The sequence below is a fragment of the Bdellovibrionales bacterium genome, assembly GCA_016714165.1.
GTDB lineage: Bacteria > Bdellovibrionota > Bdellovibrionia > Bdellovibrionales > UBA1609 > JADJVA01.
Genome location: JADJNU010000002.1, coordinates 1,042,836 through 1,058,302, shown reverse-complemented (window position 1 = coordinate 1,058,302; position 15,467 = coordinate 1,042,836). Strand labels below are relative to the sequence as shown.

General features: G+C 47.5%; 12 protein-coding genes and 2 pseudogenes. 3 read left to right on the top strand and 11 right to left on the bottom strand.

Features of this window, described 5'->3' with window-relative positions; genetic code table 11:
- Window position 1: 1 nt before the first annotated feature.
- The 5 genes and pseudogenes from accC to IPJ71_16395 form a co-directional block, all read right to left on the bottom strand.
- Window positions 2-1,505: pseudogene (gene accC, locus IPJ71_16415) on the bottom strand (acetyl-CoA carboxylase biotin carboxylase subunit).
- 11 nt (window positions 1,506-1,516) lie between these two features.
- Window positions 1,517-3,091, bottom strand: a complete 1,575-nt coding sequence (locus tag IPJ71_16410) for a methylmalonyl-CoA carboxyltransferase (protein ID MBK7845239.1) — start codon at window positions 3,089-3,091, stop codon at window positions 1,517-1,519.
- Between the two features lie 9 nt (window positions 3,092-3,100).
- Window positions 3,101-4,390, bottom strand: coding sequence for an asparagine--tRNA ligase (gene asnS, locus IPJ71_16405; protein ID MBK7845238.1), 1,290 nt, complete (start codon window positions 4,388-4,390; stop codon window positions 3,101-3,103).
- A 364-nt stretch (window positions 4,391-4,754) separates the two neighbouring features.
- Window positions 4,755-6,140, bottom strand: a complete 1,386-nt coding sequence (locus tag IPJ71_16400; protein MBK7845237.1) for a hypothetical protein — start codon at window positions 6,138-6,140, stop codon at window positions 4,755-4,757.
- Between the two features lie 34 nt (window positions 6,141-6,174).
- Entirely contained in the window at window positions 6,175-6,570 is a 396-nt protein-coding gene (locus IPJ71_16395; GenBank protein MBK7845236.1) for a hypothetical protein, read from the bottom strand.
- Between the two features lie 126 nt (window positions 6,571-6,696).
- On the opposite strand from IPJ71_16395, the gene IPJ71_16390 reads away from it, so the two are divergent.
- Window positions 6,697-7,509, top strand: a complete 813-nt coding sequence (locus IPJ71_16390; protein ID MBK7845235.1) for a TIGR02147 family protein — start codon at window positions 6,697-6,699, stop codon at window positions 7,507-7,509.
- A gap of 129 nt (window positions 7,510-7,638) precedes the next feature.
- Here the strand turns inward: IPJ71_16390 and IPJ71_16385 are convergent, their stop codons facing one another.
- The 5 genes and pseudogenes from IPJ71_16385 to deoC form a co-directional block, all read right to left on the bottom strand.
- A complete protein-coding gene (locus IPJ71_16385) occupies window positions 7,639-8,889 on the bottom strand; it encodes a S8 family serine peptidase (protein MBK7845234.1) in 1,251 nt (416 codons plus the stop codon).
- Window positions 8,890-9,043: 154 nt separating this feature from the next.
- Entirely contained in the window at window positions 9,044-10,369 is a 1,326-nt protein-coding gene (locus tag IPJ71_16380; GenBank protein ID MBK7845233.1) for an amidohydrolase family protein, read from the bottom strand.
- Window positions 10,369-11,193, bottom strand: a complete 825-nt coding sequence (locus tag IPJ71_16375) for a purine-nucleoside phosphorylase (GenBank protein MBK7845232.1) — start codon at window positions 11,191-11,193, stop codon at window positions 10,369-10,371. Before IPJ71_16375 ends, IPJ71_16380 begins: the two co-directional genes overlap by 1 nt.
- An 11-nt stretch (window positions 11,194-11,204) precedes the next feature.
- Window positions 11,205-12,511, bottom strand: a pseudogene (locus IPJ71_16370) (thymidine phosphorylase).
- Entirely contained in the window at window positions 12,512-13,189 is a 678-nt protein-coding gene (deoC, locus tag IPJ71_16365) for a deoxyribose-phosphate aldolase (protein ID MBK7845231.1), read from the bottom strand.
- Window positions 13,190-13,281: 92 nt separating this feature from the next.
- Here deoC and IPJ71_16360 point away from each other — a divergent pair, with 92 nt between their 5' ends.
- Both IPJ71_16360 and IPJ71_16355 read left to right on the top strand, forming a co-directional pair.
- Complete coding sequence (locus IPJ71_16360) at window positions 13,282-13,584, top strand: acylphosphatase (GenBank protein ID MBK7845230.1); 303 nt, start codon at window positions 13,282-13,284, stop codon at window positions 13,582-13,584.
- A complete protein-coding gene (locus IPJ71_16355) occupies window positions 13,569-13,985 on the top strand; it encodes a hypothetical protein (protein ID MBK7845229.1) in 417 nt (138 codons plus the stop codon). The genes IPJ71_16360 and IPJ71_16355 overlap by 16 nt, the downstream gene beginning before the upstream one ends.
- Here the strand turns inward: IPJ71_16355 and IPJ71_16350 are convergent.
- Window positions 13,982-15,385: a type IV pilus twitching motility protein PilT gene (locus IPJ71_16350; GenBank protein MBK7845228.1), complete on the bottom strand. Its 1,404-nt coding sequence runs from the start codon at window positions 15,383-15,385 to the stop codon at window positions 13,982-13,984. The genes IPJ71_16355 and IPJ71_16350 overlap by 4 nt on opposite strands.
- Window positions 15,386-15,467: the final 82 nt, after the last annotated feature.

Here is a 15,467-nt window from a genome sequence, read left to right as displayed (position 1 = left end):
TCTAAATCCTCATGCTTTTGGAACGTCCCAGTTCTTTCCAGCGGCTGGCTAAATTAAATTCACCGATATTGCGCGATTTGCTATCGATATAAGCAGTGATAGCTGCCGAAATCAAAAAAAACATGCTCATCAACAAACATAAATAGCTGCTTTTGTTCGCGACCCTTCATTTGGTTATCCAGGAACTGAGTTGTGTAACTCCCATCTAAGAATGTGGGGTGCTCGAGAATATTCTTGTGAAGGACAATGTTTGTTTTCACGCCAGTTAACATGAATTCTGCAAGGGCTCGTTTTAAGCGGCGAATGCAAGTTTGTCTATTGGGTCCCCAAACAACCAACTTTGCGATCATGGAATCGTAGTAAATGGGAATCTCATACCCTGGGTAGGCATAACCATCTACTCGAACAAAGGGCCCCTGAGGAATTCGACACTTACGAATCGTTCCCGGGCAAGGGGCAAAAGAAATTGGATCCTCAGCGCATATCCGGAGTTCAATCGAATGTCCGTTCTGTTTGATTTCTTCCTGACGGAAGGACAATTTTTGGCCGGCAGCAACCAGAAGCTGTTCCTGGACCAAATCAATTCCAGTTACCATTTCTGTAATGGGATGTTCAACTTGCAAGCGCGTGTTCATCTCCATGAAAAAAAATTCTTTGGTGTTATTGTCAAAAATGAATTCTATTGTACCGGCCCCGACGTAGTTAATCGACTTGGCTGCTCGAACAGCCACCGCACCCATTTTTTCTCGAATTTCATGAGGCACGGCGATGCTGGGACTCTCCTCGATAATTTTTTGGTTTCGTCTTTGTACGGAACACTCTCGTTCGAACATGTGGACGGCGTTCCCGAATTTATCTCCGAAGACCTGAATTTCAATGTGCTTTGGATTTTGAATGAAGCGCTCGATGAAGACTCGATCATCTTTGAAATAATTTTTTCCTTCGGACTGACAGGTGCGAAAGGCCGCGGGCAACTCATCTGGATGGTGGGCCACTCGGATTCCCTTCCCACCGCCTCCGGCCGAAGCTTTTATCATGACGGGATAGCCTATTTTTTCGGCTTCCAAGAGAGCTTGCTTTTCGTTGTCAATCGCGCCAGCTGATCCGGGGACAGTTGGGACCCCAGCTGCCTTCATCAGTTCCCGAGAGGCAAGCTTGTCTCCCATGGCTTCGATATTTTCAGGGGTTGGCCCGATAAACGTAATTCCCGCCTTTTCAACGAGACGAGCAAACTCGGCATTCTCACTAAGGAATCCATAGCCGGGATGAATGGCATCCGCCCCAAACTCCTTTGCGACAGCTATGATTTTGTCACTTCGGAGGTACGAGTCCTTGCTAGGGCCCGGACCAATTAAAATAGCGCGGTCCGCGAGCAATACGTGGGCGCTGTTTCGATCTGCCTCGCTGTACACGGCGAGAGTATCAATTCCAAGCTCTCGACAGCACCTAATAATTCTGATAGCAATTTCGCCTCTATTTGCAATAAGTACTCTTTTAAATAACATAGTTGGTTTCCTCATAGAGGGATATTGCCATGCTTTTTAGGGGGATTTGTGTCTCGCTTGTTCTTCAACATTTCAAGAGAATCGATAATTCGCTTTCGAGTCATGGCAGGCTCAATCACTTCATCAATATATCCTAATTCCGCTGCAACATAGGGGTTTGCAAAAGCAGTTTCATATTCTTCGGTTAAGCGACGACGCTCTTTTTCGGGATCACTGGCTTCTTTGATAGCTTGGCGGAAGATAATGTTAACAGCTCCATCAGCGCCCATGACCGCAATCTCAGCGGTTGGGTAGGCGAAATTCACATCGCCACGAAGATGTTTGGAAGACATCACGTCGTATGCTCCGCCATAGGCTTTGCGCGTGATAATTGTAATTTTTGGCACTGTGGCTTCGGCATAGGCATAGAGCAGCTTAGCTCCATGGGTGATGATTCCATTCCATTCCTGATCTGTTCCCGGCAAGAATCCCGGCACGTCAACGAAGGTCAAGATAGGAATATTAAAGGCATCGCAAAAACGCACAAAGCGAGCAGCCTTAATGCTCGCCTGAATATTCAAACAGCCAGCTAAAATTTTAGGTTGGTTTGCAACAATGCCAACTGAGCGGCCGTTAAAACGTCCAAAACCGATAATAACATTTTGTGCGTAATGTTGTTGAACCTCTAAGAAATAGCTCTCGTCGACGACCTTGTGAATAAGCAATAACATATCGTAGGGTTTTCGGGAGCTGTCCGGGATAAGAGAATTAAGGGACTCTTCGATGCGATCGGGCCGATCCTTCGTAGGCAAAATGGGTGTGTCGTCCAAATTGTTGGATGGAAGGAAGTTCAGCAATTCCCGAATCATCAAAAGACAATTCTTGTCGTCTTCAGTTGCGAAATGAGCGACTCCGGATTTTTGGCTATGAGTGACGGCTCCGCCCAGAGCTTCTTTGGTCACGTCCTCGTGGGTGACAGCTTTAATTACCTCCGGGCCAGTTACGAACATGTAACTTGAATTCTTTACCATAAAAATGAAGTCAGTCAGGCTCGGACTGTAAACGGCTCCGCCCGCGCAAGGTCCCATGATTGCACTGATCTGCGGGACTACGCCCGAGGTGGTGACGTTGCGAAGGAAGATATCAGCGTAGCCAGCTAGAGCTTCAACTCCCTCTTGAATCCTTGCCCCACCGGAATCGTTCAGACCAATCATGGGAGATCCATTTTTTAGAGCAAGGTCCATAATTTTACAAATCTTGTTGGCTTGAGTCCGAGACATGCTCCCACCAAAAACGGTAAAATCCTGGCTGTAGACATAGACAATTTTTCCGTTGATTCTTCCGTAGCCAGTGATCACCCCATCGCCTGGAGCCTTCTTTGTGCTCATACCAAAATTGATACAACGATGAGTTACAAAACGGTCAATTTCGACAAAACTTCCAGGATCTAGCAAAATGTCCAGACGTTCACGGGCAGTGAGGCGACCACCCTCCTTATGTTTAACGACACGATCGTCGCCTCCGCCTTGCAAAGCCTCTTCGTTGCGAGTTTCAAGCTGTTTCAAACGATAAGTGGCCGATGGTGACTCGGTATTCAATTGCTCCATTTATTCTCCCTACGGATAAAACCGTCCATACATCCTCGGAAAAGGAATTGTCTCACGCACATGATTAAGGCCGCAGATCCAGGCAACCGTTCTTTCTACTCCCAATCCAAATCCAGAGTGTGGGAAACTTCCGTATCGCCTTAAATCCAAGTACCATTCAAAGTTTTTCTCGTTGAGTTGATGCTCCTTGATTTTGGCAAAGAGAATATCAATGTTTTCTTCTCTCTGACCTCCACCAATAATTTCTCCGTAGCCATCGGTCGCCAAAAGATCGCAACTCATGCTAGATCCCTTTTCTTCAGGATCCTCCTTCATGTAAAAGGCCTTGATAGCCGAAGGGTAATGGTGAACGAAGACCGGTTTGCTAAATTTCGAACTGATAATGGTCTCGTCAGTTCCTCCAAAGTCATTGCCTAAAACGAACTCAGGATTTTCCTTCAAAATTATCTCGGCCGCTTCTTTATAATGAAGTCTTGGAAATGGCAGCTGAATCTTCTGAAGACCTGTCGTGTCTCTTTCAAGTACGGCCAACTCTTCACTTTTGTTCTTTAATGTTCTTTGTACGATATATTCCACAAACTGTTCAGCCAGTTCCATGTTGTCATAAAGATCATTAAAGGCAACCTCTGGCTCCACCATCCAAAATTCGATCAAATGACGACGCGTTTTGGATTTCTCAGCTCTAAAGGTAGGACCAAAACAATAAACTTTGCCAAAGGCAGCAGCGGTTGCTTCCATGTAGAGCTGTCCGCTTTGTGACAAGTAGGCCTTTTCGTCAAAATATTGAGTCTCAAACAAAGTTGAGGTTCCCTCGCATGCGCTTGGGGTAAAGATAGGAGCGTCGGTTAAGGTAAATCCACGACCGTCAAAGAAATCGCGGATAGCACTGATGATCTCTGCGCGAACGCGCAAAGCCGCATGTTGCTTTCTAGAGCGAAGCCAAAGATGGCGATTGCCCATGAGAAAATCAACACCATGTTCTTTTGGAGAGATGGGATATTCTGCCGCCAAAGAAATAATGGTGAGATCTTTTGCCCCGAGCTCAAATCCTCCCGGACTGCGCTTTTCTTCTCGAACAATGCCCTTGATGCTGACACAGGATTCTTGAGTCAGCTGCGAGAACTTTTCAAAGGCGGCCTCTTCGCACTCTCCTTTGAAGTAAACACATTGGCAAAGTCCTGTGCCATCACGAAGGAGCAAAAATTTTATTTTTCCAGACGAGCGAGAATTGAAAACCCAGCCTCTCAGCTCAACCTCTTTACCAAGGTGATCTTTCAGATCAGAAATGTAGACCTTCATAGTGTAAATTTGCTCATATAAATAATGGGTTTTATTAACAAAGCTTGATTCCTATCATGCCCATTCTGAGAAGTTCACTCAAAAATCTGAGCTTCACCTTGCTTCGCATTAAATGCGATGCGTTATGTGGCCTTAAGGGGGCATAGGTTTTGATTCTGTAACATCAGGCTGTTTTGGATCAAGTTCAATGTGTCCTTCTTTTCATTCCAAGTTGGGTCACAATTTAAGTCGGTATCTAGAGGTACGGCAGAAACAACAGAAACAAAGGAAGTTTTATAGTCCTCTTCAGCGCGGCTAGAGCACCTGGCAAATGCAAGTGGGCGGAAGGTTAGCCTATCGCTCAAGGGAGTCACTGGTTCATAGTTTACGGGTTCAATCTGTACTCGGGACTCTGGCTGATAGTGTCCTCTAGCTCCCTCAAGGTTTTTCCGTTGTATCGGCGACGTTCAAGCAGTTCGCGATCGCTGTCGCGCATCTCGAGCCATATCCACATTTGGGTAGGGAGTTGAATCGGACTTTCATCGCAGAAGGTACCTTTGGGTCCTCGGTTGTCTCCGACTGATGAGGGCACTCCATCTTTAACCTCTACGACCTGCGATTCCCCGCCATAGAATTCGACGACAGACTCGTTGACCAACTCGATTGAAACCTTGGTTACTTTATCGCCCACACGCTTCATTTTATGGCCGTCAGTCGCGAACCATCCCAGGGAGCGTCCGTGATCGCCCGCGCGCAGTGAGGCGTGCTGTTCTTTCTGTCGATCATACTCCAGGTCGTATTTGACGATGCCAGTGACTTTGCCCGACTTCAGCTCCCTCACTTCAACGCTCACGTGCATCCGACGATTCGGAAAATCGGGAGCGAATTGAATTACGCATTTTTTTCTAGCCACGAAATCTGCTCCCCAGTCGGTAAACAGTTCGTGGGTTCTTTCGTTTAGACGGTCGATCACTGGATTTAATACACGATCTTCTAACAGAAACGAAGACAATGGCTTCCAACTGTAATTCGGCCCTTGAAACTGTTTGACATGCATTTGATATCCGAAATCATCCGCACTCATTGTGGCGTGATGCTGCCATAGCCACTCGTCCATGTTACGTACATCGGCGTGGTCCAAATCCGTCAGTTTGTAGTCAGGTATTAAAACTTTATTTCCGCCGGCATCGCAGAGTGCACGATCACTCGTCCACTGATAACAGTATTCATTGTAGGAAAGGAAACGCATGATCTTGAGTCCCACCAGAATTTCATGTAGCAGAATCTTCGCTTTTGCCGCATCCTCACCGCGATACTGATCGGAAATCCAGATTTCCTTACTGTTCTGCACAGCCCACTGGTCAATGGTGTAGGGTGTGCCCTGTCGGGATTCGGAGATCTTAGGAACAGGTTCGTTCAAGAACAGCCACATTCTATCTCTGACAATATGCCGAAAGATCTTGGCGTGGTCCGGATTCACGCGTTCGATAGACTTCAGCACTTCATCCACGACTTTGAATTCGGGGAATAGACTCAGGTCTTCGATGCTGCGGCGGTACGACTCCAGGGGTTTGCCCTTGAAGCCAGCTCCGCCGCCGCCATCGACCGTGCCTTGGGCTTGCGCTTCGGCTTCCGGACTTTTTGTGCCTGAAGCAGGAGTGTCAAACTTACGGCCAGATGCCGAATTTTGTCCACATCCTGCTGTAGAAAGTGCCATCGCCAAAATGAGCTCAAGCCACAAGAAAATTTTCGCCGCGGTTATTGATTTCATGCCGATCCTTGAGCTCTGCATCACTTATGCCAATTTAGCGCTTCAGCGGTTTAAGTAAGCAAATAACTGTGCTGTAGAAGCCCAAGTTTCGGCCAGGTTCTTCTCGAAAAGGAATGGCGATCGGTCGTCCAAATACAGGATCGACGCTTAATATTATCGGGGGGAAATTTGTGTCGCGACCGGCTTCCCATCCGCATCTATGTCCAACTGCTTCAGCGTAGCCAAAGTAACGGCAAACATTGTCGGCATAATGTGCTTGATTGACGTCTGAGTTAACGTCGGAATAACCGCACACCACAGCCCTCCCTCCAAGTTCCAGCACAGCGATGTTCTCTTCGCCATACTGGGCGTTGAGATCGTCCACCAGACTATCGGCCTGGGCGATGCTTCCGACCATCAAAAGTGCCAGGGCCAAAATTTGCTTTGTCATAACGTATTCTCCTTAGTTCGGATGCGTTTATTCGCATCACTTGCAGTAATTTAATGCATTGCGCATGTAGACGATAGATGTGTTTAGTTAATTGTTTTCGATTTTATTAGCCAAATGGTTTATAATATGAAAATAGTGATTATTTACAATTATTTATCATATAAGAAATTCGTCCGCGGATGGGTAGGTACCCAGCCGAAGAAAGGCTATGGAATCTTCCGGCGCATGGCTGAGCATCTGAACGTTAGCACTACCATGGTCAGCCAAGTGTTTAGCGGGGAGAAGCATATCAGTCTAGAAATGGCTGCAGACCTTTCATCCTTCTTTGGTTTCAGTCACAAAGAAGAACGCTATTTTTTTCTGTTAGTCGAACTGGAACGTGCTGGCTCGAAGCGACTCCAGGATAAGTTGCTAGTCCAGGCGAAAGAGTTGAAAAACGAAGCTCAAAAAGTGATCGAACGTGTGGCGCGGGATAAAGAGCTCAGTGCCGAAGACAAGGCCACCTATTATTCGACCTGGCTTTATACTGGCGTTCGCAATTTGGTCGCGACGGCATCCTTTCAGTCTGCAGAAAGCATCGCCATGCAGCTACAGATTCCGATAAATCAAGTGCGTTTGAGTCTCCAGTTCTTGACCGATCGAGGTCTCATAAAACTGAAGGAAGGACGTTACGAGGTGCTTGCCAAAGCCACTCATCTCGGTGCCGATCATCCTCTGGTCATCAAACATCATCAGAATTGGCGTCTTCGCAGCATGCAGAAGATGGATGCTCGCGATCCACAACATTTGTACTACACGGGGCCAATGTCGCTGTCAGCCGCAGACGCTGACCGGTTGAGGCAATTGATTCTCGACTTCATACAGGCGACAAATAAAATTGTAGTCGAATCGCCTTCAGAAGTGGTCCGGTGCTTGAACATCGACTGGTTTGAATATTAGGTTTACGGCATTTTTGGATTATAGGCATTGAAAATTTTCGACGACGGAAGGCATTCCCGGTGCTTACTTGGGACAAGTCGATCCCAGAATCTCTTTTTAAGTATAAATAAGAAATTCAGATCATCCCCATTATCTCTGCTTTAGGAAGAGTCGTCCTTGGGAGGAATTTCTGTAAGAGGAGTCCCTATCAACTGATTCCAGCAGGGCCGCGCGGATCTCGCTCGCAGTGGCTTCTGGTCTTGAGCTCCAGAGAAGGGCGGCAACGCCGGAGGCAAAGGGAGTGGCCATACTAGTTCCAGTGGCCGATCGCCAGCCGCCACCGGGGACGGTGCTCACAATTCTAAGGCCGGGGGCAAAGAGGTGAACATTTCTGTCTCCATAGTTCGAGAAATCGGCCATCAGATTTAGAGGGCCAACTGCTCCCACCGTAATTTGAGATGGGAGATTATACGAGGCTGGATATTCGGGTTGTTCATCGATGTTGACTCCCCGATTTCCGGCTGCGGATAAAAAGAGGACGTTAAGCTCGTTCAAGGACGATATTTTTGCGCCGAGGATCTTTGAACAAGGTGCTCCACCCCAACTGGCGTTGATTATTTTTGCACCCATCAGAACGGCGTAGTCGATGGCTCGAATGGCGTCACTGAGTGAGCCTCCGCCGGAAGAGTCGATGAAGGCGAGTGGGAGAATTTTAGCGCTCGGAGCAACCCCCTGGACGTGTCCCTTTTGATAAGAGACATCGTTGTGTTCAGCGGCAATAATGCCAGCAACGTGAGTTCCATGAAAAGAATGATCGCTTAGTATTTCTGAATTGAAAGCGAAATCATAGCCATTGATATCATCGACGAGGCCGTTGGCGTCGTCATCAAGGCCATTGTTGCTTTTGTCACGTCCTAAACTATCAAGGCCCGATTCTCCGGGGTTAGCATAGATTTGATTTTTGAGACTTGGATGTTCAACGTCAACTCCTGAGTCTATAACGGCGACGGTAATTCCCTGGCCACGAATACCCGCTGCCCAGGATTGTGCTGCACCAATTCGTTCAATTCCCCAGTTGTCCGGGTAATCAGAATTTTCGTCAAGGGGCCTCGCCAGACTATCTAAAGTGTCATCCAAATGGATTCTCTGATCGTTTTCTACAAAATCAATTCTATTCATGTTGGGTAGGAGAAAAGTTTGAATAAATGAATCTCGGCTTGCTCCCCCCTCTTTGGTGATTTGACCATTTGACCACCTGACCAAGTACTGATCTTTTATTGCTGAAGGTTTGCATTCCTCAGCTGGTTTAGGAAACACAGTTTCCTCGGATCGAGGCTTGTCACAGGAAATGAGAAGGAAAAAGAGCATGGCGAATGTGAGATTCACTAGGATGACATTCATGATGCTTGGTTTTCCTTCCTTGGAAATTATGACCAGGCTTCATTTGAATTATGGATCGATCCCGTTGATTTCGTTAGTCTGGGAGACTGGGAATCCGCCAGAATTGAGATTTTCTACCAAATTGGACTTAGGTTGAGCGAAATTGAAGGAGGGATCAGTCAATTCGTCGAAGAAGCGCTTTGAGTTCTAGTTTGGCTTTCTTAGTCACTTCTTCTTGATCGAGAATTGTGGATTGAAAATCTTTAACCATCTGGTTTCCATTTATCCAGAGATGCTGAACGTCTCTTCCCGAACAGGAATAAACCAGTGCCGAGTAGGGATTATCAACAGTGCAGGTGCTCGGATGATTCCGATCGACAATAACAACATCAGCGAGTTTTCCGATCTCAAGTGATCCAAGCTCATTTTCCCGACCGAGAATTTGTGCTCCCGCAAGAGTTGCCATTTCCAGAACTGCTTGGGCGGGCAATGCCGTAGGCCCAAAATGAGGTTTTTGTAGGAGAGCCGCAAGACGCATCTCCATAAAGGGATCCATGAGGTTGTTGCATGGAGCTCCATCCGACCCGAGCCCAACAACAAGTCCTTTCGAGCGGTAATCTTCGATAGGAGCGATCCCACTAGCCAATTTGAGGTTAGAGCTAGGGCAATGAACGAGTTTTGTTTTTGTCTTCACCATTCTGCGGACCTCTCCGCTTGTTAGGTGGACCCCATGTACGAGAATGGATCGATCATTGAGAAGTCCAAGCTTGAAGAGATATTCCACATTTGAGTAGCCAGTGCGCTCCTTGATGAGTTCAACTTCTTTACGATTTTCACAGGCATGCGTATGGATGAGAAAATTTCCTTGCCGTTGCATTTCAGCGGCCCAATCGAGGATTCTTTCTGAACACGAAAGACCAAAGCGTGGGCTAATCACGTATTCTAGTAAAGGAGAACGATGGTGCCAGTCTTCAATTAAGTGAAGAGATTCCTGTTTGCAACTCTTTGTATCTAAGTAAATCGGACCAGAACTAGATTTTAGGTCGGCCCAACAGTTTCCGCCCCAGTATCGCATTTTTATTTGATCAGCGACTTCAAAAATTGCGGAGGTGTGACGGCTCGAACCCATATCGAGAATTGATGAAGTCCCGAGTCGCTGCATTTCAAGCATTGCAATTTGTGCTGAGGCAGTCATGGAGGAATGGTTATGGGCAGATTCAAGGGGCCAGATTTTCTTTTTCAACCAGTCGAGCAAGGAGAGGTCGTCAGCAAGACCTCGGAACAGCGCTTGACAGGCATGAGTGTGAGTTTGAATGAGTCCCGGAATGACAAAATTACCTCGTGCGGCGGTGATGACTTCGCCAGGCAGGGGAGAGAGATGGGGAGCTATCTCTTTGATTCGGCCTTTGTTTATTCTGAGGTCTCCCGCTAAGACCTCTCTCTTTTTGTTCATCGTAACGAGGAGTCCACCTTGAATAAGCTGAGAGTTCTCTTTCTGCATTAAAAATTCTCCACGAATTTTTTAAGAAATCGGCCAAAAATCTTTTCGACTCTTTTGCCCGTTTCAGTGACTTCTTTGTGGGAGAGAGGAGTAGATGAAATTCCTGATCCCAAATTGGTGATGCAGCTGATTCCCAAGATTTTCATGCCCATGTGCCTGGCGGCAATGGCTTCGGGCACGGTACTCATGCCGACTGCACTGCCGCCAATACCAGACAAAAAGCGAATCTCGGCGGGAGTTTCGTAGCTGGGACCACTGAGCCCGATATACACTCCCTCGTGATAAGGAATATTTTCTTCTTTCAAAAGTTTGCAAAGACGTTTTCTCAAGTCGGGATGATAGACATTTGTCATGTCAGGAAATCGCGGGCCTAGAGAATTGAGATTGGGACCAAGTAAAGGATTATATCCCATGAGATTGATGTGGTCAGTTATCACCATAAAATCCCCTGGACTCATTTTTGGATTGAGACCACCGGCGGCATTGGTCAGTATCAGGGTCTCCACTCCAATTGCTTTCAAGACTCGAGTTGGGAAGACGACTTCAGATGGAGAATGACCTTCGTAAAAGTGAATACGACCTTGAAATACGGCGACAGTACTCATGCCGATCCTACCAAGAACAAGCTTGCCCGGGTGACCATCTACGGTCGGGGGGAGAAAGTGGGGAATTTCACTGAACGAAAATTCGACCTTTTCGTTTACTTGCTCAGCAAAAGAAGAGAGACCAGACCCAAGTGTGATCCCAATTTTTGGCAAAAAGTCCGTTTTAGAGCGAATAAAGGAGGCCGCTTCTTTTATTCTGTCTAGTTCTCCTGATGTCATCAATGAACTCCTTAAAATAAAATTTTTGCTACAAGTGGAGTTGGGGCTGGAGGAGCTGAAGAATATCGAATCGCTGTCCGAATTCTATTCATGGCTTCATTTATCCTATGAGAGTCGTTTCCGTGTATTCTAAATTGAAGGTCACCCTTGCTCACCCGAGAACCAATTTTGACAAGGCATTCAATGCCACAGGCGGGATCGATTTGGTCTTTTGCTGATATTCGGCCCGCTCCCAAAATGATTGACGCGACTCCAATCATTTCTGTGTCGAAGCCGACAATGTAGCCTTCAGCTTCGCTATGCAAATCAAGAATTTTCTTTGCTCGTGGCAAATTATCTAGGCCACTGGCGCCCTGGCGTTTGCAGAGCGCGGAGAAAACCTCGTAAGCCTGACCTGTTTGTAAGAGTTTTGTTGCAAGTGCTCGTCCCTCCGCGACCGAAGAGGTTTTCTTACCCAAACAAATCATGTGAGACGCGAGGTCTATTGAAAGCTCGCGAGTATCAGCAAAGGAAGGTGATGATTCGCCCTTGAGGATTTGGAGGCATTCCCCGACCTCTATTGCATTGCCGACGAACTGACCCAAAGGCTGATCCATGTTGGTGAGAAGAGCGGTGACTGGCAGTCCATTGTTTTTTCCAATACTCTGTAAGGATTTAGCCAGAACAAGGGCCTGCTCAAAGGTCTTCATAAAAGCGCCGCTGCCAAACTTCACGTCGAGAACAAGGCCGCCTAGACCTTCCGCGAGTTTTTTGACATAATGCTGCTGCAAATGAGAGGCAAGGAGTCCACCGTTCCTGTGACGTCACGCAAGGCATAGATAAATTTGTCAGCTGGGCACAGTTCATCAGTTTGCCCAATAATCGCAATCCCGTTCTCAACAACATTGCGCTGAAAATCACCTAACGACATTTGGACCGAAAGGCCTGGGATGCTTTCCAGCTTGTCGAGCGTGCCGCCAGTGTGACCGAGCCCTCTTCCGGCCACCATGGCTACTGGTACACCCGCAGCTGCGGCGATGGGGCCGACGATCAAAGAAGTCTTGTCACCGACTCCACCCGTGCTGTGTTTATCAATGACGAGTGGATGAGTGTTTTTGAAATTCAGAACCTGTCCTGAGTCACGCATAAGAGCTGTAAAGTCGGATGTCTCCTTCTCGCTCATCCCCTGAAAACAAACAGCCATCAGCCAGGCCGACATTTGGTAGTCAGGGAGGCGTTGAGCGGTAAATTCATTTACGATGTAAGCCAGTTCTTCACGGCTGTGATTTAATTCGCGCCGCTTCTTCTTAATGAGTTCTGCAGGGATGTAGTTTTCCACTCAATAAACCTCTGAGGCCTGAATCTGTCCGCCTATGATTGCCGGGCCTGCGCTGGTTCCCAGGCGGGAGGCACCCGCCCTGAGAAGAGCCTCCGCATCAAGCCGGGTGCGAATTCCCCCGCTTGCCTTAACTCCCAATAAATCTCCCACACATTCGCGCATAAGAACAATATCAGCTGGGTTTGCTCCAGCCTTCGCAAATCCGGTCGATGTTTTCACGAAGTGAGCCCCTGCTTGAACTGCAATTTGACAGGCAAGGCGCTTCTCATCATGATTGAGCAGAGCTGTTTCCAAAATAACTTTTACGCGAGCGGGAGCAGCGACCTTAACGACTTCCCGAATATCGCTCTCAACCTCCTGAAACCGTTTGGATTTCAGTGCACCAATGGCCATCACCATATCGATTTCACTGGCGCCCTGTTTAACGCACCAATCGGCCTCGGTCTTTTTGACAAGTGTAGCTGTGGCCCCGAGCGGAAAGCCAACAACTGAGCAGACAATGACGGGTGAAGGAGACAGAATCTCTTTGCATAGCGAGATCCAGTAAGGATTGATGCAAACAGAGAAAAATTTGTTTTCAATCGCTTCTTCGCAAAGTTTTTTGATCTCATCTTCTGTTGCATCAGCGCGCAACAAAGTGTGATCGATAGATGAAGCCAGAGAGCTGCTTGGCGTCAAGCCTTCAGGAAAACCCACCACAAAATCCCCTCGGTAGACATGTAATTTTAAAAAACCTTTGCAAATGTCATTTGCGATCTTAGTCTATATTGATGTCGGTTTGCAGACACTTTTTAATTGAAGGACTTGTCCAGGGAGTCGGATTTAGATTTTTTGTGCTACGCGAGGCAAAAGAATTAAAGCTTGATGGATGGGTGAGGAATTTGCTTGACGGACGAGTGGAGGCGCTTGTGCGAGGGTCTGAAAATGCAATAGAAGCACTCACAGCAAAATTGCGAAAGGGACCTTTGACTTCGCGAGTAGAAAACCTCACTTTCGAAGAGGTGAGTTTTCAGGGCAAATTGAGTGATTTCACAATTGAACTTGATGGGGATGTTCCGTGCCAATTCGATTAGTTGCGACAATTACCGCAGTGATTTTATCTCTTACTTTTTACCCAGCTAGTGCCAATGCACAATACGGAGGTTCGGGCGGGACTCAAAGTCAGCAGCCATCACTCGGACCTCGGAAGCAAATGGCAACAATCATTTTTGCGGGTTTAGCTGGGGCTATTTTAGGATTGAGTACTTTGAGCTTTTATGGTCGACCTCAAGATAAGCTGCCAAATATTGGTATGGGTTTGGCGGTCGGGATTATCAGCGGAACCATCTACACAACATATCTGGCCGCAACCAGGCCAAAGACCTACTTTGAGGGTCTAGTTCCCTCCATTGAAGAGGAGCGGATAAGAGGTTCTACTCTCGCGATGAAAGTTGATCGACCCGCCTTTCAACTGCAATTTGAGTGGGAGTTCTAGCCAATTTTCTTTTTATTAATACCAAAGCTTTCAAGAAGCTTGGCCGTCCCTGAAGATACAGACGCGATGTTGTCGCTGGTACTTGTGATTTTTATTCCTCCTCCCATCGGAGGAGACTGATTCGGCGATCTCAGGTTTCCCGCACCAGAGGGAGCGTTCGTTGCAATAGGTCGCGGGCCTGGAGTAACAACCCCCGTCTGCTGGTTCGAAGGTCTCTGCGCGGCTCCTCCCATTGAGGAGGCAGGTGACTTTTGCGCTTGCGCCGGATTTTTCTGAGGGGGAGGAGCTGCAGATGGTCTGGCTGGGCTGCCTCCTTTTGCAGGGGGGTGTCCTGTTGAAGATTCAGCTTCTTCCTCTTTGCGATGTTTCGAGACCCCAAGGAAGCTTTCCCCCTCATCCTTTGCCACCTTGCCATCGCGGATGAGCGCTCGTATAGAGGATTCGAATGTGAGCATCCCATGCGTAGCTCCCGTCTGCATTGCAGAGGGAATTTGGAAAGTTTTGCCCTCACGAATAAGATTGGCCACGGCATGTGTGTTAACCAATATTTCAATTGCTGCCACTCGGCCAGGCTTATCAGCGCGAGGAAAGAGCGTTTGGGCGATGACTCCTCGCAAACTCTCTGCCAACATGACCCTGACTTGTGCTTGTTGGGCTTCAGGAAACACATCGATGATGCGATCAACTGTCTTTGCGGCATTATTTGTGTGCAGGGTGCCAAACACCAAGTGACCCGTCTCAGCGGCAGTCATAGCCAAGTGGATCGTCTCCAGATCCCGCATCTCACCCACGAGAATAATGTCTGGATCTTCGCGCAGGGAGGCCTTCAATGCGTTAGCAAATGATTTGGTATGACTTGATACTTCACGTTGGTTGATGAGGCACATCCGGTTTTCATGTACAAACTCGATAGGGTCTTCAATGGTTATTATATGCTCTTTCCGTTCGCAGTTGATTGTATGAAGCAGGGCGGCCAAGGTCGTCGACTTGCCTGATCCTGTCGGGCCAGTTACTAGCACCAGTCCGCGAGGGACCTCGACGAGGTTTAATAAATCTGGCGGAAGTCCAAGTTCATGGACAGTTTTGATCTCCTCTGGAATAACGCGGAAGACGCCTCCCATTCCTTTTCGTTGCATAAAAACATTGACCCGAAATCGTCCAAGTCCGGCGATTTGGTAACTGCAATCCAGTTCCCAGTTCTCTACAAACAACCGCTTTTGTTTGTCATTGAGAATTTCGAAGATGAGAGATTGCACATTTTCGTTTGTTAAACTGGGGTGTTCGAGGCGGACCATTTCTCCGTGAATACGGAGAATGGGAGGGGCTCCTGAGGAAAGATGCATGTCGGATGCATTTTGTGCGACCATTACCTGAAAAAGCTTGTCTATCTGTGCGGCCATGACATCCTTTTGTCTTTAGCTGTTGCATTCTCTCGATGTACAAATCGGAAGAAACCTAAGATATTTTAAGGGAATTGGGATC

Excerpts from the sequence above, each read along its gene's own strand:
- IPJ71_16380 (MBK7845233.1), bottom strand. The coding sequence starts at position 10,369 with ATGCAGAAAGAGAACTCTCAGCTTATTCAAGGTGGACTCCTCGTTACG.
- asnS (MBK7845238.1), bottom strand. The coding sequence starts at position 4,390 with ATGAAGGTCTACATTTCTGATCTGAAAGATCACCTTGGTAAAGAGGTT.
- IPJ71_16350 (MBK7845228.1), bottom strand. The coding sequence starts at position 15,385 with ATGGCCGCACAGATAGACAAGCTTTTTCAGGTAATGGTCGCACAAAAT.
- IPJ71_16375 (MBK7845232.1), bottom strand. The coding sequence starts at position 11,193 with ATGACATCAGGAGAACTAGACAGAATAAAAGAAGCGGCCTCCTTTATT.
- IPJ71_16360 (MBK7845230.1), top strand. The coding sequence starts at position 13,282 with ATGTCGGTTTGCAGACACTTTTTAATTGAAGGACTTGTCCAGGGAGTC.
- IPJ71_16410 (MBK7845239.1), bottom strand. The coding sequence starts at position 3,091 with ATGGAGCAATTGAATACCGAGTCACCATCGGCCACTTATCGTTTGAAA.
- IPJ71_16395 (MBK7845236.1), bottom strand. The coding sequence starts at position 6,570 with ATGACAAAGCAAATTTTGGCCCTGGCACTTTTGATGGTCGGAAGCATC.
- IPJ71_16400 (MBK7845237.1), bottom strand. The coding sequence starts at position 6,140 with ATGAAATCAATAACCGCGGCGAAAATTTTCTTGTGGCTTGAGCTCATT.
- IPJ71_16385 (MBK7845234.1), bottom strand. The coding sequence starts at position 8,889 with ATGAATGTCATCCTAGTGAATCTCACATTCGCCATGCTCTTTTTCCTT.
- IPJ71_16390 (MBK7845235.1), top strand. The coding sequence starts at position 6,697 with ATGAAAATAGTGATTATTTACAATTATTTATCATATAAGAAATTCGTC.